This window comes from Paenarthrobacter sp. AB444, from assembly GCF_028736865.1.
Lineage (GTDB): Bacteria > Actinomycetota > Actinomycetes > Actinomycetales > Micrococcaceae > Arthrobacter > Arthrobacter nicotinovorans_B.
Genome location: NZ_JAQZBY010000015.1, coordinates 91,109 through 112,304, shown reverse-complemented (window position 1 = coordinate 112,304; position 21,196 = coordinate 91,109). Strand labels below are relative to the sequence as shown.

19 protein-coding genes and 2 riboswitches are annotated in these 21,196 nt (G+C 64.6%); of the genes, 7 read left to right on the top strand and 12 right to left on the bottom strand.

What is annotated here, in order from left to right; all coding sequences use genetic code 11:
* Window position 1 precedes the first annotated feature (1 nt).
* The 8 genes from PQ627_RS17250 to PQ627_RS17215 all read right to left on the bottom strand — a co-directional run bounded on the left by PQ627_RS17250 (window position 2) and on the right by PQ627_RS17215 (window position 9,240).
* Window positions 2–2,308: an FdhF/YdeP family oxidoreductase gene (locus PQ627_RS17250; protein ID WP_274262673.1), complete on the bottom strand. Its 2,307-nt coding sequence runs from the start codon at window positions 2,306–2,308 to the stop codon at window positions 2–4.
* Window positions 2,309–2,373: 65 nt separating this feature from the next.
* On the bottom strand, window positions 2,374–3,717 hold the full coding sequence (locus PQ627_RS17245; RefSeq protein ID WP_274262672.1) for a molybdopterin molybdotransferase MoeA: 1,344 nt from the start codon (window positions 3,715–3,717) through the stop codon (window positions 2,374–2,376).
* Window positions 3,714–4,607 carry an NTP transferase domain-containing protein gene (locus tag PQ627_RS17240; RefSeq protein ID WP_274262671.1) on the bottom strand — a complete coding sequence of 298 codons (894 nt, stop codon included), beginning with the start codon at window positions 4,605–4,607 and terminating at the stop codon, window positions 3,714–3,716. The genes PQ627_RS17245 and PQ627_RS17240 overlap by 4 nt, the downstream gene beginning before the upstream one ends.
* A gap of 42 nt (window positions 4,608–4,649) precedes the next feature.
* A complete protein-coding gene (locus tag PQ627_RS17235) occupies window positions 4,650–5,150 on the bottom strand; it encodes an HNH endonuclease (RefSeq protein WP_144662688.1) in 501 nt (166 codons plus the stop codon).
* A gap of 217 nt (window positions 5,151–5,367) precedes the next feature.
* Window positions 5,368–6,132 (bottom strand): NlpC/P60 family protein, encoded by a 765-nt coding sequence (locus PQ627_RS17230; protein ID WP_274262670.1) that lies wholly within the window; start codon window positions 6,130–6,132, stop codon window positions 5,368–5,370.
* Between the two features lie 93 nt (window positions 6,133–6,225).
* Window positions 6,226–6,957, bottom strand: a complete 732-nt coding sequence (locus PQ627_RS17225; protein ID WP_260842510.1) for a C40 family peptidase — start codon at window positions 6,955–6,957, stop codon at window positions 6,226–6,228.
* Between the two features lie 4 nt (window positions 6,958–6,961).
* Window positions 6,962–7,123, bottom strand: a riboswitch (cyclic di-AMP (ydaO/yuaA leader).
* A gap of 145 nt (window positions 7,124–7,268) precedes the next feature.
* Window positions 7,269–8,105: a M23 family metallopeptidase gene (locus PQ627_RS17220; protein WP_274262669.1), complete on the bottom strand. Its 837-nt coding sequence runs from the start codon at window positions 8,103–8,105 to the stop codon at window positions 7,269–7,271.
* 4 nt (window positions 8,106–8,109) lie between these two features.
* Window positions 8,110–8,323: riboswitch (cyclic di-AMP (ydaO/yuaA leader) on the bottom strand.
* Window positions 8,324–8,544: 221 nt separating this feature from the next.
* The gene (locus PQ627_RS17215) at window positions 8,545–9,240 is read right to left on the bottom strand and encodes a metal-dependent transcriptional regulator (RefSeq protein ID WP_274262668.1); all 696 of its coding nucleotides are present in this window, start codon (window positions 9,238–9,240) and stop codon (window positions 8,545–8,547) included.
* 314 nt (window positions 9,241–9,554) lie between these two features.
* Here PQ627_RS17215 and serC point away from each other — a divergent pair, with 314 nt between their 5' ends.
* A complete protein-coding gene (serC, locus tag PQ627_RS17210) occupies window positions 9,555–10,685 on the top strand; it encodes a phosphoserine transaminase (RefSeq protein ID WP_274262667.1) in 1,131 nt (376 codons plus the stop codon).
* Window positions 10,686–10,825: 140 nt separating this feature from the next.
* On the opposite strand, the gene PQ627_RS17205 is transcribed toward serC, so the two are convergent.
* Both PQ627_RS17205 and PQ627_RS17200 read right to left on the bottom strand, forming a co-directional pair.
* Window positions 10,826–11,449, bottom strand: a complete 624-nt coding sequence (locus PQ627_RS17205) for a DUF3027 domain-containing protein (RefSeq protein ID WP_274262666.1) — start codon at window positions 11,447–11,449, stop codon at window positions 10,826–10,828.
* 7 nt (window positions 11,450–11,456) lie between these two features.
* On the bottom strand, window positions 11,457–11,840 hold the full coding sequence (locus PQ627_RS17200; protein ID WP_090820714.1) for a cold-shock protein: 384 nt from the start codon (window positions 11,838–11,840) through the stop codon (window positions 11,457–11,459).
* A gap of 224 nt (window positions 11,841–12,064) precedes the next feature.
* Here PQ627_RS17200 and PQ627_RS17195 point away from each other — a divergent pair, with 224 nt between their 5' ends.
* From PQ627_RS17195 to PQ627_RS17175, 5 genes are all read left to right on the top strand, one after another.
* Complete coding sequence (locus PQ627_RS17195; protein WP_144662695.1) at window positions 12,065–12,280, top strand: hypothetical protein; 216 nt, start codon at window positions 12,065–12,067, stop codon at window positions 12,278–12,280.
* A 54-nt stretch (window positions 12,281–12,334) separates the two neighbouring features.
* Window positions 12,335–14,800, top strand: coding sequence for a helicase-associated domain-containing protein (locus PQ627_RS17190; RefSeq protein ID WP_274262665.1), 2,466 nt, complete (start codon window positions 12,335–12,337; stop codon window positions 14,798–14,800).
* Window positions 14,801–14,875: 75 nt separating this feature from the next.
* Entirely contained in the window at window positions 14,876–16,534 is a 1,659-nt protein-coding gene (locus tag PQ627_RS17185) for a DNA repair helicase XPB (RefSeq protein WP_274262664.1), read from the top strand.
* A gap of 204 nt (window positions 16,535–16,738) precedes the next feature.
* Window positions 16,739–17,206 (top strand): hypothetical protein, encoded by a 468-nt coding sequence (locus PQ627_RS17180; RefSeq protein ID WP_144662698.1) that lies wholly within the window; start codon window positions 16,739–16,741, stop codon window positions 17,204–17,206.
* A gap of 12 nt (window positions 17,207–17,218) precedes the next feature.
* Window positions 17,219–19,273 carry a multicopper oxidase family protein gene (locus tag PQ627_RS17175; RefSeq protein ID WP_274262663.1) on the top strand — a complete coding sequence of 685 codons (2,055 nt, stop codon included), beginning with the start codon at window positions 17,219–17,221 and terminating at the stop codon, window positions 19,271–19,273.
* A gap of 8 nt (window positions 19,274–19,281) precedes the next feature.
* On the opposite strand, the gene PQ627_RS17170 is transcribed toward PQ627_RS17175, so the two are convergent.
* Both PQ627_RS17170 and PQ627_RS17165 read right to left on the bottom strand, forming a co-directional pair.
* Window positions 19,282–19,503: a hypothetical protein gene (locus PQ627_RS17170; protein WP_274262662.1), complete on the bottom strand. Its 222-nt coding sequence runs from the start codon at window positions 19,501–19,503 to the stop codon at window positions 19,282–19,284.
* Window positions 19,504–19,571: 68 nt separating this feature from the next.
* Window positions 19,572–20,495, bottom strand: a complete 924-nt coding sequence (locus PQ627_RS17165) for a LysR family transcriptional regulator ArgP (protein ID WP_274262661.1) — start codon at window positions 20,493–20,495, stop codon at window positions 19,572–19,574.
* Window positions 20,496–20,563: 68 nt separating this feature from the next.
* On the opposite strand from PQ627_RS17165, the gene PQ627_RS17160 reads away from it, so the two are divergent.
* Window positions 20,564–21,196, top strand: coding sequence for a LysE/ArgO family amino acid transporter (locus tag PQ627_RS17160; protein ID WP_274262660.1), 633 nt, complete (start codon window positions 20,564–20,566; stop codon window positions 21,194–21,196).

The following is a 21,196-nucleotide window of genomic DNA, read 5'->3' as shown; positions in this document are numbered from 1 at the left end:
GTCAGGAACCGACCTCCTCGTGCCTCACAAATCGAACAGTCATGGCCTTGTACCCGGGGGTGTTGGACTCCCGGGCCACGAGCTCCCGGTGCACCAACGCATTTGCCTCGGGGAAGTACGCCGCGGCGCATCCCTTGGCCGTTGGATACCCGATCAGCCGGAACTTGTTGGCCCGCCGCTCCGACCCGGAGAACGTGGAGACAACGTCCACCAGTTCGCGATCCTGGAATCCGAGCTCCATCAGGTCCTCCGGGTGGACCAGAATGACCCGACGCCCGTCCGAGACACCCCGGTACCGGTCATCCAAGCCGTAGAAGGTGGTGTTGTACTGGTCATGGCTGCGCATCGTCTGCAGGATCAGGTGACCGTCGGGAGCTTCCAGGTATTCCAGTGGCCGCACGGAGAAGCGGCCCTTGCCGATGTCCGTGGCGAATGTCCGGGTATCCCGGGGCGGGTTGGGCAGCACGAATCCGTTCTTGGTACGGATCCGTGCGTTGAAGTCCTCAAAGCCGGGGATCACGCGCGAAATGTGGTCCCGGATCACGTCATAATCCTCGGCCATGGCCCGCCAATCGACACTGTGGTTCCCGCCCAAGGTTGCTTGCGCCATGCGGGCCACGATCACCGGTTCGCTCAGAAGGTGCTCGGACACCGGCTCCAGCCGGCCCTGTGTCTTGTGGATGACGGACATGGAGTCTTCCACCGAAAGGAACTGCTTGCCCTTGGGGTGTTTGTCATCCATGTCCGTGCGGCCGAGTGTGGGCAGGATCAGCGAGGTTTTGCCATGGACAATGTGGGCGCGGTTGGGCTTGGTGGAGATGTGAACGGTCAGCCCCGCTTTTTTCAGGCCTTCTTCCAACGCCCCGGTATCCGAGCCTGCGGCTGCGAAGTTACCGCCCATGGAGACAAAGACATCCACCTCGCCCTTTTCCAAGGCATGCTGGGTTTCCACTGAGTCGTAGCCGTGGTCGCGCGGCATGGTGAAGCCGAATTCCTTGTCCAGTGCGGCAAGGAAGGATTCCTTGGGCTTTTCCCAGATCCCCATGGTCCGGTCACCCTGGACATTCGAGTGCCCACGGACCGGACAGGCGCCGGCGCCGCGCTTGCCGAAGTTGCCCTGCAGCAACAGCAGGTTGATGATCTCCCGGAGCGTGTCCACCGAGTGCGGCTGCTGGGTCAGTCCAAGCGCCCAGCAGATGATGGTGGCCTTCGAGGCCGCCATCATCGATGCCACTTTGGTGATATCGGCACGCGACAGACCCGTGGCCCGTTCCGTTTGTTCCCAGTCCAGCACAGAACGCGCCTGCCGGTAGGCGTCAAAGCCTTCGGTCTGGCTTTCGATAAAGGAATGGTCGACGACGGTACCCGGGTTGAGTTTCTCTTCCTCCAGGAGCAGGTGGCCAAGTGCCTGGAACAACGCCAGGTCGCCTCCGACCTTGATCTGCAGGAACTCGTCGGCGATGGTGGTCCCGCCACCGATCACGCCATTGAGGGACTGGGGGTCCTTGAAGTTCAGCAGTCCCGCTTCAGGGAGCGGATTGACGGCCACCACCTTGCCGCCGTTGTTTTTGCAGTCGCGAAGGGCGGACAACATGCGCGGGTGGTTGGTTCCCGGGTTCTGGCCCACCACCAGCACCAGCTGGGAGTGGTGGATGTCCTCAAGGGAAACGGTGCCCTTGCCGATTCCGATGGTGGGGTTCAGCGCGCTGCCGGAGGACTCGTGGCACATGTTGGAACAGTCCGGCAGGTTGTTGGTGCCCAGGCTGCGCGCGAACAGCTGGTACATGAAGGCGGTCTCGTTGGCTGTCCGGCCCGAGGTGTAGAACACGCACTTATCCGGGGTGGTGGCGTTGATGTGGTCTCCGATCAGCGCGAAAGCTTCCGTCCAGCTGATCGGTGAATAGTGCGTGTCCCCGGGCCTGATCACCACGGGCTCCGAGATGCGGCCCTGGCTGCCCAGCCAATATTCCGTTTTGCCTTCGAGTTCGGCGATGGAGTGGTCGGCCCAGAATTGTGAGCCCACAGTGCGCGTAGTGCTTTCTTCGGCGATGGCCTTGGCACCGTTCTCGCAGAACTCCGCAGGGCTCCGCCGTCCGGTGATGGACTCCGGCCACGCGCAGCCCGGGCAGTCGAAACCATCACGCTGGTTGACCCTCAGCATGGACCGGACAGTGCGGGCTACTCCGGCTTGGGCGTATCCGCGTTCGAGGGCCACTGTGACGGCTTTGACTCCTGCCGCGGCTCGTTTGGGCGGGTGGATCTGCAGGTCATCTTCATTGATGTCCTGTTCGGGAGCATGCCTGTTCATGAGTCCATCATTGCACCTTGCAGCCGGCGGTTTTCGCCACAAGTAACACTGCGGCCGCCTCGCGCTCAGGCGTCCAGTCCGCTCCAGTCCACAGGTCCCGACGACGGCTTCCGCTGCGGGCGCGCGGCCGTTTTCCGGGGCTTGTCCTCGGGGGATTTGGGCACGGGCAACGCCCTCCCCCAGGGCAAGGGGAAAGCCTGGACAGGTTCACCCAACTGGACTCCATGCGGCGGAACCACCATCACACCGTCCGCGCCGGCGAGCCCACGCATCATGCCCGGTCCCGTATGCTGGGCCGGCGATGCCAGGCCATACACCAGCTTGAACGGCATCAGCCGCGTCCGGCCGGGCTCCGCGTCGATGGTGGTGCCACAGGGAACCTCTCCCACCTCGCCCAGCTGCCGGTGCCCCAGCGCCGCAAGCAAAGGTGCCCCGATGGTGAACAAGGCCATCATGGCCGCCAACGGGTTGCCCGGCAGTCCCACCACGAAACGGCCGTCCGGCAACTCTGCCAACACGGCTGGGTGCCCCGGCCGCATCGCGATGCCGTCGATCAGCAGCCGGCCGCCAAGTTCGGCCACCGCCTTCCGGAAATGGTCCGTACCGGAGCGGCCGGTCCCGCCGGTGGTGATAACGACGTCGGCAGGCGGCTCCGCTTCTGCGTCCGGTTCGCCCGGCGCCGGTTCCGTGTCCTGGAGCGCGGCCAGCCACTCCTCGTAGCTGTCGCCTACCCGGAGCTGCTCCCCCGCTATGCCGCCCAGGAGTTCAACCACTGGGCCCAATTGCGGCCCGAAGGTGTCACGTACTTGCCCGGGCTGTGGAACCCCGCGCTCCACTACCTCCGATCCGGTCAAGAGAAACCGGACCAGGGGTTTGCCCACGACGTCCAGGTGGTCCAGGCCTGCGAGGGCAGCCAGGGCAATGTGCGCCGGGTTCACCACGGTTCCGGCCTTAAGCAGGACATCCCCAACTGCGGCCTCTTCCGCCGCCTTACGGATGTGTTGGCCGTTGCGCGGCTCCCCCGGCTTGGCGGTGCCGCCGAGCGCGAGAAGCGGCAGGCCGTCGTCGTCCGTGGTGATGACGCCGCTTTCGCTGCGAAGCACCGCCTTGGCGCCGGGAGGTATCAGGCCACCGGTGACGATCGGGCTCGCCTGATGGGGCGCCAGTCGCTGGCCGGGCCCGCTGAGGATCCATGGTCCGCTCCCGTTGACCGCCCAGCCGTCCATGGCAGAAGAAGCGTAATGCGGCATATCCTGAACGGCCAAGGCGTCTGCAGTCAAGGTCCGGCCAAGCGCGGCCTTCAGCGGGACGGGGCCCGCCGGTATGGGCGTGGCGACGTCGAACGCGCGCTGCCGGGCTTCCTGCCATGTGTGTGCCGCATGATGGCCCTCGCGCGGGGCCTCCGTCATTCTGCGTCAGTCCCGGTCTCCGAGTACTCCTTGGCTATTTTCCGGGCCAAGTCCAAGGCTGCGTTCATGGAGGCGTCGTCGCTGGCCTGGCCGATGCCACGGGCCATGCCGGCGGCATAGCCGGCGATGAAGGTAGTGAGCGGGGCTGCCGGGCGGACCACGGAATGCGCGGCCACTCCGGCCACTGCCAGTACCTCGTTGATGTCCACTTCCACGCCCTCGAGCTCAAAAGCCTGCAGCAACGTGCGGCACCAATCCTCGAGGGTTTCTTCCTGGCTCTTCACGTTCGCCTCCAACTCATAGTCAATACCCAGGGCCGCGGCGTCTTCCCACGTATCCACGTCATCCGTAGACCCTGCCGGGACGCCGACGTCCAGCAGGTTCAGCCTAGCAAGCAGCCTGAACACTGGTGAGTCCGTTAACCCCGGACCATGCGAGGCCGCGTCCACTTCCCGTTCCAGGGCAGCGGTACTGTAGACCCCCAACAGGGGCTGCTTTCGGCCATCAACGGATACCGCCATCACCCCTTCCACCGAGGGATTCGTCTTGAGTGCCTCGAATAGCCGGGCGATACCCGCCGAGGCTTTGGGCATGTCGCAGGCCAGAACAAGTGTCCATTCAGAGGGCGGCCCCGTTTTCAAGGCGGCCAGTCCTGCAGCAATCGCCGCCGCCGGTCCGGCAAAGGCGGGCTCCTCGCGCGCGATCAGCACCGATTCGGGCAGTGGGTCACCGTCGACGTCGGGACCCACCACAACCACGGAGGTGGCACCCTGCGCTGTCTGGAGGGCATGGGAAAGGAGGGTGCCGCCGTCGTACTTCAATGACGGCTTGGGCACGCCACCGAGGCGGGTGGCCCTGCCACCCGCCAAAATCACGGCGTTGAACTCCATCCGCCCAGAGTACCCGGACGGGTGGAGCTCAGCAGAAATCGATCAGGCAGCGGATTCCGGCAACAGGAACGGGTCCCAGTCCGGCGCAGGTTTCTCGAGTTCTTTGATCTGCCACATGGTCCCCTGGGGCACACCGGGTTTGAAACGGAGTTTCCATCCCATTTCAGCCAGTGTGTGGTCGCTCTTGGCGTTGTTGCATTTCAAGCACGCCGCAACCAGGTTTTCCCAGGAATCCGCGCCGCCCCTGGATTTGGGGTGGACGTGGTCTATGGTGTGGGCTGTTTTCCCGCAATAGGCGCAACGGTGGCCGTCGCGGCGAAGAACCCCGCGGCGGCTCACGGCAGTGATCCTGTTGTACTTGGGACGGATGTAGCGGTTAAGGAGGATCACGGAGGGGCGTCCGAGAATCTCCTGTGGCCCGACGACAGGCTCGTCGCCTTCGGCCACTACGCTAGCTTTCCCAGTGAGCACAAGGACCAGCGCCCGGCGGAAGGTAATAACCGCCAGCGGTTCATATCCAGCATTCAGAACGAGTGTGCGCATGCACGTACCTCTTCACGGCCGCACCCGTCAGGGGCACGAGGGCCGGCTGCCCTCTGCATGTACGGGCTGTGGATCGACAACACAAGGGTAAGCACTTATATGCCGTATCAACGAATTTATTTGTCGATTCGCTCACAGTGTCTGCAAAAATTCATGCGCGGTTAAAGCAGAACACCCCGCCGGCAACTGCCTGCGGGGTGTTCCTGGAAGTCGATGACTAGCCGTTGACGCGGATGAAAACCGGTCCGGAGCCGACGTTGACGCTGAACAGTGCCGTGGTGGATCCGTTCCATCCACCGTGGACTGCCATGCCGTTGCCGACGTAAACAGCGATGTGGGCCTGTCCGGCCAGACCGCCGTTGGCGTAGTAGGCGAGGTCGCCTGGCTGTGCTTCCGCTGCGCTGACGGTGCGGCCCAGGGAGAGGTAGCCGGCCGGCCAGTCGTGGAAGTGGATGCCAACAGCAGCGAGGGAGTTGGTGACCAGCATGGTGCAGTCCTGCGTCACGCCGAGCTGGGCGTAGGCGGCGGCGGCAATGGCTGCGCCAAGTCCGCTGGAGGCTGCGGGAGCGGCCGGTGCCGGGGTTGCGGCGTTGACTGCCACCGTGGCGTTGGCTGCCGTGGCCGTGGAAGCCTTGGCCTCAACCTTTGCCGGAGCCTCTTCCACTACGGGAGCGGGAGCTTCGACAGTGGTGACAACAGGGCGCTCATAGGAGATGGCGACCGTGGAGTCTGCGGCAATCGTGGCCTGGGCAGCCGACTGGACATCCAGAGCGGTGGTCGCAGTCGACTCACGGTCAACGTTGGTCTCAGCAGCGTTGGCAGCAATACCGCTGGTCAGGACCAAACCTGACGCTGCGGCGATGACAGCTGCCTGGCGGCCGACGCCACCGGCGTTGACGCTGACGGCCTTGGCGATCACGGCAAGCGAGCTGGTCTTGGGGGCCTCAGCGCGGTGCCGTGCAACTTTGTGTGCACTGGTCATTGTTTTTCTCTTTCGTATCCGCAGGCAGTTGGGGTACCTGCGGGTAGTGGGCCGGCTGGCAGGGGTACGTCAGCCAGCCCCGAATCGGTGTGTTTAGCGGAGGGTGAAGAACGAAGACGTGCCCGTGGAAGCCACGGAATGCAGCAGGGTGCCCTGGCTCGGGTTCAAAGCGCTGATCATCATGCCGTTGCCGACGTAGATGCCCACGTGGGCTCCGCCGTTCTGCATGACGAGGTCACCAGGCTGGGGGGTGCTGGTGGGCTTCATCGCCGTCCAGGCGTTCACGCGGGGGATGCTGATGCCGGCCTGCGCGTAGACCCACTGGGTGAAACCGGAGCAGTCCCAGCCGGCAGGGGTGGTGCCGCCCCATACGTAGGGGGAGCCGATTCCGGTGTAGGCGATTGCGGCGAGCCCGGATGCTGCCGCGCTTGCAGCGGAATCCTTGGTTTCGGAGGACTTGGCGGTGACTGCCGCGGCGTCGTCGGCAGTGCGCTCGGTTACCTGGGCTGCCCGCTGGACGACCTTGGGGGCCTCCTGGGTGGCCACGACCGGGCTCTCGAAGGAAACGGTGGCGGTGGGCTCTGCAGTGACCACTGCGGTGGCAGCCAGCTGCTGGGTGCTGGAGACTTCCGAAGTGGTGACGTCGGTGTCAGCGGCATTGGCCGGCAGTCCGACAGTAAGGACGAGGCCTGAGGCTGCTGCCAGCACTGCGGCCTGGCGACCCACGGTACCGGCGTTGGATGAAACAGCCTTCGAAAGAGTGTTCAACGGGTTCGAACGAACCGTTTCAGCGCGATGGCGCGCAGGGGTAGTGCGTGATGACACGTAGGTAGCCTCTCCCAATGCCTGCGAGGTGAGCTGTCGGATTCGGATGGGAGTCATCCGGCCGCTTTGCTTCCTGGGAAGCTTTGCGACTTAACCCCAAGGCCTTCATTCGAAGACCAAAAGTGGTTCCCCCGCCCCTGCCAGACGATTTTTGCGAACGGACCTCGAGTGGTGGCAGAGCTAGGCAATCCACTCAAGTGCATCGGCCCCCTAAAAAGCCGATGCGCTCTGAAGGTTATAACAATTGAAAGCGAATGTCACATTCAGGTCACGAGACGTGTCATCAATGCGAGAGAAGACCATCAAATGGCTTAGAGCCAGCCCATGGGGTCGACGACTTCGCCGTTGACCTGGACCTCGAAGTGGAGGTGGCAGCCGGTGGAGGCGCCAGTGGTGCCGCTCAGGGCGACGGTGTCGCCACGGTTGACCGTCTGGCCCACCTGGACGTTGAACGAGGACAGGTGGTTGTACGTGGTCTCCAGGCCATTGCCGTGGTCAACCACAACGCGGTTGCCTCCGCCGTACTCGTGCCATCCGGCGAAGGTCACTTTGCCTGCCGCTGCAGCATGGACGGCCGTACCGCACTGGGCCACGAAGTCCTGCCCGCGGTGGAAGTCTCCGGTTCCACCGGTCAGGGGGCTGACGCGGTAACCGAAGGGCGATGCCGTGACCAGGGAGTCAAGGGGGCTGCCCAGGGTTCCCAGGGAAGAAGACCGCTGGATGCTGCCGGCGGACTGGGCACTGAGCAGTTGCTTCAGCTTTCCATCGGGGTCGGCGGCGGTGGCAACAGCTGCACGGCTGAAGTCGATTTTGGCCGATGCTGCCGCGGAAACCTCGGGCTGGCTTCCTACGGGGCCGCCAACGGCGAGGGCGGATTCGGTCTGGCCCGATTCCGAGGTGGCCATGACGGGGCTGGTAGCCGGCAGCCCGACAGTCAGGACAAGGCCGGTGGCGGCAAGCGCAACTCCGGCCTTCTGCCCGACGCCACTTGCTGCGGCGAAGTCGGCAACCTGGCGCATCGGGCTCTTACGGCGGCGCACCTGACGTTCGGTGTCGCGCGGCCGGATCTCCGATACAACGCGGGCTGGCCGCAGCTCAGTAGCGGGGCCGGACGCGCGGCGGCGGCCCCTGACGTTCTGCGATGTCAAACTCTGTTCCTCTCTCAAAAGCCTGCGAAGTTAGCTGTCGGATTCGGGTCAGAGAGTTCAAAGACCCGGTCCGCACAAAGCACTCACGGCACACAGGTATCCCAAGGGAGACTTGCGTAAGTGGGCACTTCTGCTGCGGACTTCACCCCAAGGCTGCTTCTTTAGACAGCCGCTTGTGGTTCCCCCGCCTCTGCCAGTGGTGGTGGTTCACCCAATCCGCTGGCAGAGCTCGGCTCCGGATCAGGTAACGCTTTGGTATCAGCGCTAGTAGATAACTATAGGGGATTAAGACCCTCGGTAATAAATTCGTTATCAACAGAAAACGCGCCTGCGGCGGCGGCCCCTTATCACTCTTTCCAAAAAAGTGCAGGTCACACGCGCGCAGGCAGCGCAAAAGTGAGGTTTGACACGTGAATTTTCGACGCCGGGAGGCGGCTGGTCAGTTGAGGGAGACGAAGACGTGCGCGGCAACTTCCGGCGGAAGCTCCAAGGCGCCTTCGATGCCGGGCACACGGACCGAGATGTATTCGCCAACCCGCTCAAGGGACACCGGCGCTCCGGGACGGATCCCGCCCTCGTCCAACTGGGTCAGGAGTTCGGGCTCAACCTGGATGGGCTCGGCCAGCCTCGTGATGACCACGCGTGAATCCGAAGCGTACCCGTCCATGGCCTGGAGGAGGTTGACGTCGATCCTGGGGAACTGCTGGCCGGTCAGGCCACCCAGCGCTTCCAGTCCGGGAATCGGATTGCCGTAAGGAGACTCGGTGGGGTGTTCAAGGAGTTCGTAGAGGCGGCGTTCGACGCGTTCGCTCATCACGTGCTCCCAGCGGCACGCTTCATCGTGCACGTAGGCCCAGTCGAGACCGATGACATCGGCCAGGAGACGCTCGGCCAAGCGGTGCTTGCGCATGACTTCGGTGGCGCGTTTACGGCCAACCTCGGTCAGTTCCAGGTGGCGGTCGTTCGAGACGATCACCAGGCCATCGCGCTCCATGCGTCCGATGGTCTGCGAGACTGTGGGGCCGGAGTGCCGCAGCCGTTCGGCAATACGGGCCCTGAGCGCCACAATGTTTTCTTCTTCAAGCTCCAAAATGGTCCGAAGATACATCTCAGTGGTATCGATCAGATCCGTCATCCAGCTCAGCTCTCCTCGAACGCAGTTTTCTTGCGTAATCTCCACCGTACCGCGTCCCATGCCAGGGCAAGCGGTGCCACCGCCGCCCATGAACGCCAGCTCCCAGCTTAGCTTATTTGGAATTACTCCGGATAATTTTCCGTGGCGTCCCTGTCGCATTCCAGTCGCATCCGGTCGGTCCGCGTTCCACGTGGCGGACTATGACAACCGCAGGTTCCTGCGCGCACGCCTCGTCAGGCAGAATTGGGGAGTCGAAGGGGCAGTTGATGCCACCTGCCACCTCCCATCTTTGACCGATACACATTGGAGCCACCGTGAGCGACAACAGCATCACCATTCCCGCCGATCTGCTGCCCAAGGACGGCCGCTTCGGCGCCGGGCCGTCCAAGGTCCGCCCGGAGCAAGTCGAGGCCTTGTCTGCTGCTTCCAAGACCATCCTTGGCACCTCCCACCGCCAAGCCCCGGTCAAGAACCTGGTGGGTTCCGTGCGCGAGGGCCTGAGCCAGTTCTTCCGCGCTCCCGAGGGCTACGAAGTGGTGCTCGGCGTTGGCGGTTCCACCGCATTCTGGGATGTCGCAGCATTCGGCCTGGTGGAGAAGAAGGCCCAGCACCTCTCCTTCGGCGAGTTCGGTTCCAAGTTTGCTGCCGCCACCAACAAGGCCCCTTTCCTGGACGCATCGTCCGTCATCAAGGCAGAACCGGGCACGCGCCCCGTGGCGCAGGCTGAGGCAGGCGTGGACACCTACGCCTGGCCGCAAAACGAAACCTCCACCGGCGTCGCCGCTCCCGTAAAGCGCGTCGCGGGCGCCGATGACGGTTCGCTCGTCCTGGTGGACGCGACCTCCGCCGCCGGCGGCCTGGATGTGGATGTAGCGGAGGCGGACGTTTACTACTTCGCTCCGCAGAAGAACTTCGCGTCCGACGGCGGGCTGTGGCTTGGCCTGTTTTCCCCCGCCGCGCTGGAGCGCGCCGCCCGCATCAACGCGAGCGACCGCTGGATCCCGGACTTCCTGAACCTGCAGACCGCCATCGACAACTCCAAGCTGAACCAGACGTACAACACCCCGTCCCTGTCCACGCTGGTGACCCTGGACGCGCAGGTGCAGTGGCTGAACAGCAACGGTGGTTTGGACTTCGCCAGCAAGCGCACGGCCGATTCAGCCAGCCGCATCTACTCCTGGGCCGAAGCATCCGAGTACGCCACGCCGTTCGTCGCCAAGGCTGAGGACCGTTCCAACGTCATTGCGACCATCGACTTCGACGACTCGATCGACGCCGCCACCATCGCCAAGGTCCTGCGGGCCAACGGCGTGGTGGACACCGAGCCCTACCGCAAGCTCGGCCGCAACCAGCTGCGCATCGCCACGTTTGTGGCCATCGAGCCGGACGATGTGTCGGCCCTCCTGGCGAGCATCGACTACGTCGTGGGTGAACTGAAGAAGTAACCCGCAGAGTTGGACGGAGCCGCCCGGGTTGCTCCCGGGCGGCTCCCTCGTTTAATGCCGGCGCGATCGTTTAATGCCGGCGCGGCCAAGCCGCTTTCGACGCCGAAACTTCCGGCGGCGGCGAAGTGTTTCCGCCGTGCTTATTCAGCCCCGGCTTCGTCCTGGTCCCCGGTGGTGTCCTCTGCCCCCGCGACTTCCGCTTCGTCCTCGTCCTCGTTTTCGGAGGGGCCGATGGCCTCATCTTCGGCAGCCTGCACAGACTCCTCCGAAACGTCGCCCTCGGTTTCCTCCACCAACGGAGTCTCGTCCTCGGGACGGACGCGTTTAGCCCACGGCACCCATTCCGGTGCCAGGATGGAATCCTCGGACGGCAGCAGGCCGAGCTCACTGACCGTGACGATCTTGGAGCGCGAGTTACGGGTCACCACGGCGTACCACTGCCAGCCGCCGTAGCCTGCAAGCTTGGATTCGAACAGGTGGGTGACTACCCGGTCGCCTTCCGATTTGGCGCCCAGATGCTCCCCGACCTCCCCCGGCTTGGCGATGCCCTCCACTGCCTTGCGGGCAGTATCGACGGCGGCAGCCAGGAAAGCATCCGGCTTGCCCGTGCGCCACACGGGCACTCCGGCAGGTGGCTTGGCGGCCGCAGGCTTCCGCGAGGAAGCTTCGCCGGTGGCAGGAGTGCGGGCACCACGAGGACCAGCCCCGGTGTTACCCAGGGCATCCGTGGCCGGCGTAGTTTCCTGTGCGGATTCCGAGGTCATGGCTGTCCTAGGCTTCCAGCTCGTCGGCAACCTTGCGCAGCGCCATGCTGATGGCCTTGGCCTTGTTGCCATCGGGGTACTTGCCCGAAGACAAGGAACCGGACAGGTTGTCCAGGACAGTGACGAGGTCCTGCACCATTGGGGCAAGGTCCTTGGCGTTCATGCGCTTGGCCTTGGCGATGGACGGGGTCTTTTCCAGCACGCGAAGGCCCAGTGCCTGTGCACCGCGGCGACCATCCGCCACGCCGAACTCCACCCGGGTACCGGCCTTCAGCTCGGTTACACCCGCGGGCAGGGACGTCTTGGGCAGGAAGACTTCCTGGCCGTCTTCAGCCGCGAGGAAGCCGAAGCCCTTTTCCTTGTCATACCACTTGACCTTGCCGGTAGGCACGTAATCAACCTTCTTCGTTCTTGCGTGGGAGACACGCCGGGCCGCTACCGCATCCGCAGATAGCTGCGGGATCGAGGGTGACAACCCGGTCCGTGTTGGTCTGTTCCTTCAAGGTTATCCTGCCGGACCCCCTATTCCCGCTTTGTCCCGCCCTGCACCGGCAACGTACTGCGTCATGTGCGTGACCCGTCCACTCCCGTCAGGCTGCTGCTAGCGTTGATGCCATGACTTCCCCGGGTTACCGCCGCCCCCTCATGATGGTCGCTGCTGCCATCACCGTCCTTTCCCTGGCCGCTGTGGCCGCAGTCATCGCGGTGGCCTACAACGGCGGCGCCGCGCCCGTCTGGGTTACGTCCACTGCCCTCTACGGCTTGCCCGTGGCTTTCATGCTCGCGGTGGTCCTGGTGCTCGACGCCGTCCGTCAACGCCGCCGGCAGTAGCACCATCCTGCCGGGGACGGGCAGGAGCGGCCCGGGGGCGGTAACGTTGGATTGATGTCCCTTATTCGCGCGCTCAGCAAGGAACTGGAAGCGCGCAGCGACAACTCGCTGCGGGCTTTGTTTGCCGCGCGACCGGACCTCATCTCCCCCATGGCGCCGGACTTCGCCGCGTTGGCTGCACGGGCAAGCGCCCGGGTCAGCGTCCAGCGGGCGCTGGAACGACTGAACAAGCCGGAAATGCAGGTTCTCGAAACCCTTCACCTGTGCACGAATGCAGACACCGGGCACAGCATCTCGGCGGCCGGTTTGAAGAAGGTCATTGCCGGATCCACTCTTTCGGCCCTGGACCCGATCCTCGCCAAGCTGCAGGAGCTGGCCCTGATCCACCGGGCAGACCCGCCCCAGGGCTCGCCGCCAGCCACATCGCGACAACGCTTCTATCTCCCGGTGGGCAGCCTCAAGGACGTGATCGGTATCTACCCGGCTGGGCTGGGCAGGAGCTACACGGAACTTGTCCGCACGCAGCCGGCATTCGCCCAGCGGGTAGTCCACCTGGTGGCCGAGCTGCACCAAAGCGGCGCCGGAATCCACCCGGCCAGCACGCCCATGGATGCCGCACTGGCACTCCAACGCTGGACCTCCACTCCGGAGAACCTCCGCGCCATCCTTTCCACCGCTCCGGAGCGGACGGTTGGCCTGCTGGACAAGTTCGGCAGCTGGGCCATGGGCGCAGTACCCCAGGCCCAACGGCGGGCGTCCGTGAGCCACGAAAGCCACGACGTCGGGCCTATCGACTGGCTGTTGGCGCGCGGGCTGTTGGTTCCGCTGGATGCTGGCCACGTGGAGCTGCCCCACAGCGTCGGCCTTGCATTGCGAGGCGGTGCGATCATTGACGATTTCACTTTGGCGCCGCCCGTACCGGAACTGGGCCACACCAGCGCGGCGCTGCGCCGCAATGCCGCCATGGGCGCCATCGCCGAAACGTTGCGCCTGACCAATGAGCTGCTGTTCGCGGTTCGCGAGCAGCCCCTGTCCACGCTCAGGAGCGGCGGGGTCGGCGTGAGGGAGCTGAGGCGCCTTGCTGAGTCGATCCGCCTGGGAGTGCACGAGACCGCGGTCCTGCTGGAGCTTTGTGCTTTGTCCGGTCTCCTGCGGCTCGATGTGGACAGTTCCACCTGGATCCAGCCGCCATCCCTGGAATGGCTCACCTTGCCGCGCCAGGAGCAGTGGCTGTGGCTGGTCAATGCCTGGTTGGCCAGCGAGCGCGCCCCGTCGTTGGTGGGGCAGCCGCTGACTGGTCCGTCGTCTTCTGCTGCCCATCATGGCGCGGCCGGCACCACCATCAACGCCTTGTCCGCCGAGGCCCAGCGGCCCGATGCCCCGGTGGTCCGGCGGAGGGTCCTTGAAATTCTTAACGAGCTGACAGTCGAGGCGGCAGCTCCGGACGGCAAGGCCCCGGTACTGGATGCGAGGGCAGTCCTGCAGCGGGCTGAATGGGCCCAGCCGAGGATGTCGCGGCGCTTCAGTTCCCTGGTGCGCGGCATTCTCGAAGAGGCCGCATTGCTGGGTCTGATGGGTTCCGGTGCACTGACCCAGCTGGGCTCCGCCATCGCCGCTTCCCAGCCGGAAACGGCCATGACCATCCTTGGCGAGCACCTCCCGGCCGCTGTGAACCATATCCTGCTGCAGGCTGACCTGACAGCCGTCGCCCCGGGCTACCTCGCGCCGGAGCTGGGCGGGACGCTGCAGCTGATGGCCGACGCTGAGGGGCAGGGTCCGGCGTCGATCTACCGGTTCTCCGCCACCACCATCCGCAGGGCCCTCGACGCCGGACAGGATGCGGAATCGCTGCTGGCCTTCCTCCGTGAGCACTCGGCGACGGACGTGCCCCAACCCCTGGCGTACCTCATCCAGGACACTGCGTCCCGGCACGGCCGGATACGTGTGGGGACGAGCGCCAGCTTCATCCAAAGCGACGACGAATCTGCCATTTCCGAGCTCCTGGAGGAAGCCCGGACCTCCGCCCTGAGCTTGGTGCGGATTGCCCCTACCGTGCTCACGTCCTCGGCCAGCCCACGGGAAACGGCCCGTGTCCTGCGCGAGCTGGGACTCTCACCCGCCGTGCAGGACGCCGAGCCCGCCGTCGTGCGTTTCAAGCGGACCACAGCGGTGCCGGGGAGCGCGCGCCCCGTTTACACGGCGCCCCGGACGGCTCCGCCGGACGACGACGTCGAGGCACAGCTTGTGGTTCTTCGGCAGCATCGTGCCGTCCCGGCCGAGGCGACGGGCGAAGCATCCACGCAACTGGGCCTGGAGATTCTGCAGACGGCCATCCGGCTCAAGCAGGCAGTCACGATGAACGTGGTGGACAGCCTGGGGAATGCCAACACCGAAACGGTTGTTCCAGTATCCGTCTCCGGTGGACGCGTGCGGGTGTTCGATCCCGCAAAGGACACTGAACGGGTGTTGTCCATCCACCGGATCATCGATGTGGAACCCGCAGGGGAACTGCGTTCATGACAACAGCGTTGTCCGCTAAACCGCACCCTGATGGTGCCCGAGTGAGGATTCAACTGTGAACGTGAGGATCAGGCTGTGAACGACGGTCCGCTGATCGTACAAAGTGACAAGACCATACTGCTGGAAGTCGACCACGAGCTCGCCACCGAAGCCCGGCACGCCATTGCCGCTTTCGCCGAACTGGAACGCGCCCCGGAACACATGCACAGCTACCGGCTCACGCCGTTGGGCTTGTGGAATGCCCGCGCCGCGGGGCTGGACGCCGAGCAAGTGCTGGACACCCTGCTGAAGTACTCACGGTTCCCGGTGCCGCACGCGCTGCTGATCGACATCGAAGAGACCATGTCCCGCTATGGCCGGCTGCGGTTGGAGAAGGACCCGCAGCACGGCTTGGTGATGCGCACCGATGACTACCCCGTGCTGGAAGAGGTCATCCGCGCCAAGAAGATTGCTCCCCTGCTCGGGCCACGGATTGACGGCGAAACCGTAGTGGTGCATTCCTCGCAGCGGGGGCAACTGAAACAGCTGCTCCTGAAGCTCGGGTGGCCCGCAGAAGACCTGGCCGGGTACGTCGACGGGCAACCGCACCTGATCATGCTCGACGAAAGCGGCTGGCAATTGCGGCCGTACCAGAAGCTGGCTACGGAGAATTTCTGGGCCGGCGGGAGCGGCGTCGTCGTACTTCCTTGCGGTGCCGGAAAGACCTTGGTGGGGGCGGCGGCAATGGCGACGTCCTCCACCACCACCCTGATCCTGGTGACCAACACTGTTTCCGCGCGGCAGTGGAAGGACGAGCTCCTCAAGAGGACCTCCCTGACGGAGGATGAAATCGGCGAGTACTCCGGTTCCGTCAAGGAAGTCCGCCCGGTCACCATCGCCACCTACCAAGTCCTGACAACCAAGCGTGGCGGCCTGTATCCGCACTTGGAACTCGTGGACGGGCACGACTGGGGACTTATCATCTACGACGAAGTCCATCTGTTGCCTGCCCCGATCTTCCGCATGACAGCGGATCTGCAGGCCCGGCGCAGGCTTGGCCTCACCGCAACGCTTGTCCGTGAGGACGGCCGGGAGGGCGAGGTCTTCAGCCTCATTGGACCCAAGCGCTACGACGCTCCCTGGAAGGACATCGAGGCCCAGGGCTACATCGCGCCCGCGGACTGCGTCGAAGTCCGCGTGGACCTGCCCCGGGACGAACGCGTGGCGTACGCGATGGCCGATGACGCAGACAAGTACCGCCTTTGCGCAACGTCCGAGACCAAGACCAAGCTGGTGGAGGAGCTGGTTGCCGTCCACAAAGGCGAGCAATTGCTGGTGATCGGACAGTACATTGACCAGCTGGACGAAATTGCAGAGCGCTTGGACGCACCCCTCATCAAGGGCGAAACCAGCGTCAAGGCCCGGCAGAAGCTCTTTAACGCGTTCCGCAAGGGCGAGATCCAGACACTGGTGGTGTCCAAGGTGGCCAACTTTTCCATCGACCTTCCCGAAGCATCCGTAGCCATCCAGGTGTCAGGTTCCTTCGGCTCACGCCAGGAAGAGGCCCAGCGGCTGGGGCGTCTGCTCCGGCCAAAGCAGGACGGCCGCGCGGCCAGGTTCTACTCCCTGGTCGCCAGGGACACCCTGGACCAGGACTTTGCCGCCAAGCGCCAACGGTTCCTGGCCGAACAGGGTTACGCCTACCGCATCATGGATGCCAAGGACATCGGCAAGGACGTGGGACAGGAGCAGTAGATTGGCCGGGGGAATACACCTGCGGACCCTTGCTATTGCCCTCCAACGAATTTACGATTCCTAGTGAAGCTCTCCGCCCGATGCGGCTGCCCCTGGTCCAGGCAGTCCGGCGGCCAGCCGCCGGCAGTGGGGGAAGCCCGCAGCCAGGGCGCCGACGGTTCACAGGCCTAGAAGAATCCGAGATTATTTCCCAGAGGATTCCCCATGCGCAAAGCCCTCTTGGTTATTTCCGCAATCGTCCTGTTGTCAGCACTCGCACAGCTGTTTTTCGCAGGATATTTCCACTTCCAGAACACCATTGAAGCCCAGCGTGAAGCGGGCGTCTTCCACGTGATGAACGGCCAGTATGTCCTGCGCTATTCGGCACTGCTCGCCGCCATTGTGGCCGCCATTGCCAGGATGGGCGCCCGGACGATCTGGCTGGCCGCCGGAATTTTCCTGCTCTCCTGGGTCCAGTTGTTCATCTTCATCATTGGCGGCATGCTCACCGGCTCTTCGGAAGACTTCATCACGCCTTCTGGTTCATGGGTAGCTTCCATCCACCCCCTGACCGGGCTGTTGATCATCTTCATGTCCTATTGGCTCTTTACCCGTGCCCGCGCCGCGGCCCTCAATCCCCAGCCGCTACCGCCCAAGGCTTCGGATGCTTCTGCCACGCCCAGGACAGCCTGAACCCGGGCAGCTGTGAATACCTCGCAGCTGCTTGCGCTGGATTTGGTGTTGTCCGTCCTGGCGGCAGCAGCGTGGATCGCTGCCGCATGGATGACCGTAATTTCGAGCACTGACCGCAAACCAGGACCGCGCCGCGGAACCGATCTGGCGTTGTTGTTGGTGGGTGCCGCCGTCGCCATGACGGCGACACGCTATGCCCTGCTTCCCGCTTTGGTGGCCGGCAGTTGGTGGTTTGCCAGCGAACGCATCACCATCAACCTGCCTCTGACCGCCATCCCCGCGGCTTGGGCCGCGATGGCCGGTGTTCCGTTCTTGCTGAGGAGGCGGAACACCGGCGCCAAACTTTCCTGGGCCTCCCCATGGCCTCTTGGCCGAACCCGACGGGCGGCGGTGATGTCTCTGGTGGCCGCAGCTGCGGCAGCCGCGGCCTCACTGGCATTGGCGCTGCTCCTGGGTCCGTTCCCTGCGCCGTGGAGCGTCGCGGTGCTTCTGTTCATGGTGGCCGGAACGGTTGTGATTGCGGGGGTCGTCCTGGCACAGCCTGGAGCTTCCGGCCGCCCCCGCGCCAGGCGCCCGGCTGCTGCCGTGGCCGCGCTGATGGTGTGCACGGTAGTGGGCTCCGGAATTTTCGCCTGGCTTGGGAGCCGCTCCGGAAACGGCGCGGTGATCGCGGCCGCCGTCGGACGTCACCACGCCAACGGCAACGGCACGGTGACGGACACGACGCCGGTGACCAGCCTGGTGGGAAGCATCCCCGCGGACGCTGTGGTCCGGCACTATGAACTGACCGCCCGCGTTGAACAAGTAACGTTGCCGTCCGGCCGGACCACGGAAGCGTGGACCTTCGGGAGCCTTCCCGGGCCAACGATCGAAGCAACGCTGGGCGAAGTAGTGGAGGTGGTCCTCAAGAACCGGGACGTGGCCGCCGGCGTGACGCTGCATTGGCATGGATACGACGTTCCCAACGCCATGGACGGAGTCGCCGGGGCCACGCAGGACGCTGTGATGCCGGGGCAGTCCGTGACGTATCGCTTCACGGCGGCGCAAACTGGTACTTACTGGTACCACACGCATCAGGATTCGGCCGAGGGGGTCCGCAAGGGCCTCTACGGCGCATTCGTCGTGCACCATCCAGCTGAAGTCCGTGCAGGCACGGACCTTGTTGTGGCGGGGCACGACCTCGGCGGTCTGGGGTTGCTGGGCTCCTCAGACCGCAGCAGTGGGTACCAGGCCGCCCCAGGCAGCAGCGTGCGGGTGCGGCTGGTCAACACCGACTCTCTGCCGCAGCGCTACTTGCTGGAAGGTACCTCGTTCAAAGCTGTGGCCGTGGACGGCACGGACGTCAACGAACCTCAGGACGTCCTGGGAAAGCTCGTGCGGCTGGGAGCCGGCGGGCGGATGGACCTCGCGTTCACCATGCCGGATTCCCCCGTGACCCTGCGCTCGGACGCCGCCGCCGATGCCGTGGTGGTCATCGCGCCGCCAGGATCCGCCCCGGGGATCGGCGGCAAGGCAAGCTCCGGCGTCTTTGCCTCCATGCCTGTGCTGGACGTGCTGGACTACGGCAAACCAACGTCCGCTGGGTCCATGGGCAAGGCGCCCTCAGGGGAAAGCCTGCCGGCCACGATGCCTGTCACGAGGGAAGAGGTAGTGGTGCTGGACCGGCAGTTCCGTTTTGTGGATGGAGTGCCCCGCTACGCATTCACCGTGAACGGGGCCGCCTACCCGCTGGTTCCGTCCATCGAGGTGGCGGAGGGCGATACGGTGAAAGTGACAGTGGTGAACCGGACCGCAGAGCCCCATCCCATGCATCCACATGGCCACCACGTTCAAGTTCTCAGCAGGAACGGCGTGGCCCCGCACGGGTCACCGTTGGTCCTTGACACCGTGGAGGTGCTGCCCGGCGAAGTCTGGGAAGTGCTGCTCCACGCCGACAACCCGGGCATCTGGATGGATCATTGCCACAACCTCGATCATGCAGCCGAGGGCATGATGATGATGCTCAAATACGAAGGCGTGTCATCCCCGTTCGTTCACGGCGGCCACGCGGGGAATCGACCGGAATAGGCCTGGAATCAGGCAACCATCCGATCCGTGGACGTGGAGTTCACCTGGTCCACCACCGCCCAGGCGTCGGCGTCGCGGAGCTGGGCGCTGGCGAACCGTTCGGCCGATGCGAGGTCGTGGAAGTCTTCGCGGCGAACCCGGCCTGTGTCCGTGTCCAGATAGGTGACATGGAACTCGACCTCGGAGTTCTGGTGCTGGTACATGCTGACGGGAGCTGCTGTGTTTGCCATGGTTTAAGTGTGGAACCGGGCACTGACATTTTTGGAAGCATCGGTGGGCGTGTTCGGATTTCAGCTCGTCACGGTGTCCTCAGATACTGCGCGGACACCTCGCGGACGGTCTCACTGAGCGTGTCCAGCACCGACGATGCTGTACGCCAGCGCTGCCAATAGAGCGGCACGTCGAAAGGCTGCTCGGGGGCCAACTCGATAAGTCGTCCGTCTGCGATGTCCGGACCACACTGAACTTCCGGGATGAGGCCCCAGCCAAGTCCCAGCCGGATGGCGTCGCCAAAGTCCTGCGACGCCGGCACATAGTGGCGCGGGCCTTTCCTCTCCGGGAGGGGTTTCCCCTCGGCTTGGAGGCGGGAGCGCACGAACGCCCATTGATAGGTGTCTTTGCGGTCGAAGTCCACGGTAGGAGCAGTGTTGAGCGCCGCGCCATCGAGCCCTTCGGGGAAGTCAGGGAACCAACGGTCCACAAAGTGTGGTGCTGCCACTGGAAGATACCGCATGGTGCCAAGGCTTTCCACCCGGCAACCCTGGACAGGGTCCGGAGTTGCCGTGACGGCCGCCATGACGGTTCCGGACCGCAGCAGGGACGTGGAGTGTTGTTCGTCGTCGCGGTGGAGATCGAACGTCACGTTGAGGTTGCCGGGAACCCTCGCCAGGGCCTTGAGGAACCACACAGCCAAGGAGTCGGCGTTGACCACGATCGGCACGGCCAGCCTGGGCCTGTCCCCGTCCAAGCCCAATTCCTTTCCGGCATCGGCCTCGAGTTGGGCCACCTGCCGGGCCAGTCGGAGCACCACTTCCCCGGCTTCCGTCGCCAAGGCCGGGTTGCTCCGTTGCAGAAGTACTCGGCCCGTGGATTGTTCCAGCGCTTTGAGCCGTTGGGACACAGCCGACGGCGTGATGTGCAGCAAGCGCGCGGCGGCCTCAAGCGTGCCCTCGGAGAGGACGGTGGCGAACGTCTGCAACTGCTCGGAGGAGAACTGGGCCATTAGCTTAGCTTACGGGGCGTGAGAATCTTTAGCTGGTCTAAGGCCGCAGGGCTCCGTAACGTCGAAGAGTGACTTCCCTTGATTTCCTCCATTCAGCAGGCCTGGGCCTGGCTACAGGCTTGGCCCTCATCGTTGCCATCGGCGCCCAGAACGCGTTCGTCCTCCGTCAGGGCATCCGCGGCGAACATATTGTGCCCATTGTCGCGGTGTGCGCACTCTCCGACGCCGTCCTCATCGCTGCCGGAGTCCTTGGCAGCGGTGCCCTCATTACGGCAGCCCCTGCCGCCGTCGTCGTCCTCCGCTATGTGGGCGCCGCGTTTTTGGTGACCTATGGCCTCATGGCAGCCCGGCGCGCCATGCGCCCGCAGTCCCTGATGGCCGGAGAAGGTGAAGGGGGTCGCCGCGGCAAAGGTGGCGCCGCCGCAGCGGTCACAACCGTGCTGGCCCTCACTTGGCTCAACCCGCACGTCTACCTGGACATCGCGCTCCTCGGTTCCCTGGCCAGCGCCCAAGGCAGTCCCCTGCAGTGGTGGTTCGGAGCGGGGGCCATGGTGGGCAGCATCCTGTGGTTCTGTTCATTGGGGTTCGGCGCCCGCTTCCTCCGCGGGTTCTTCGCCCGCCCCTTGTCCTGGCGGTTTTTGGAGGGTGGCATTGCCGTCACCATGGTGGCTTTGGGCCTGGGTCTGGTCCTTGGGGCTTGA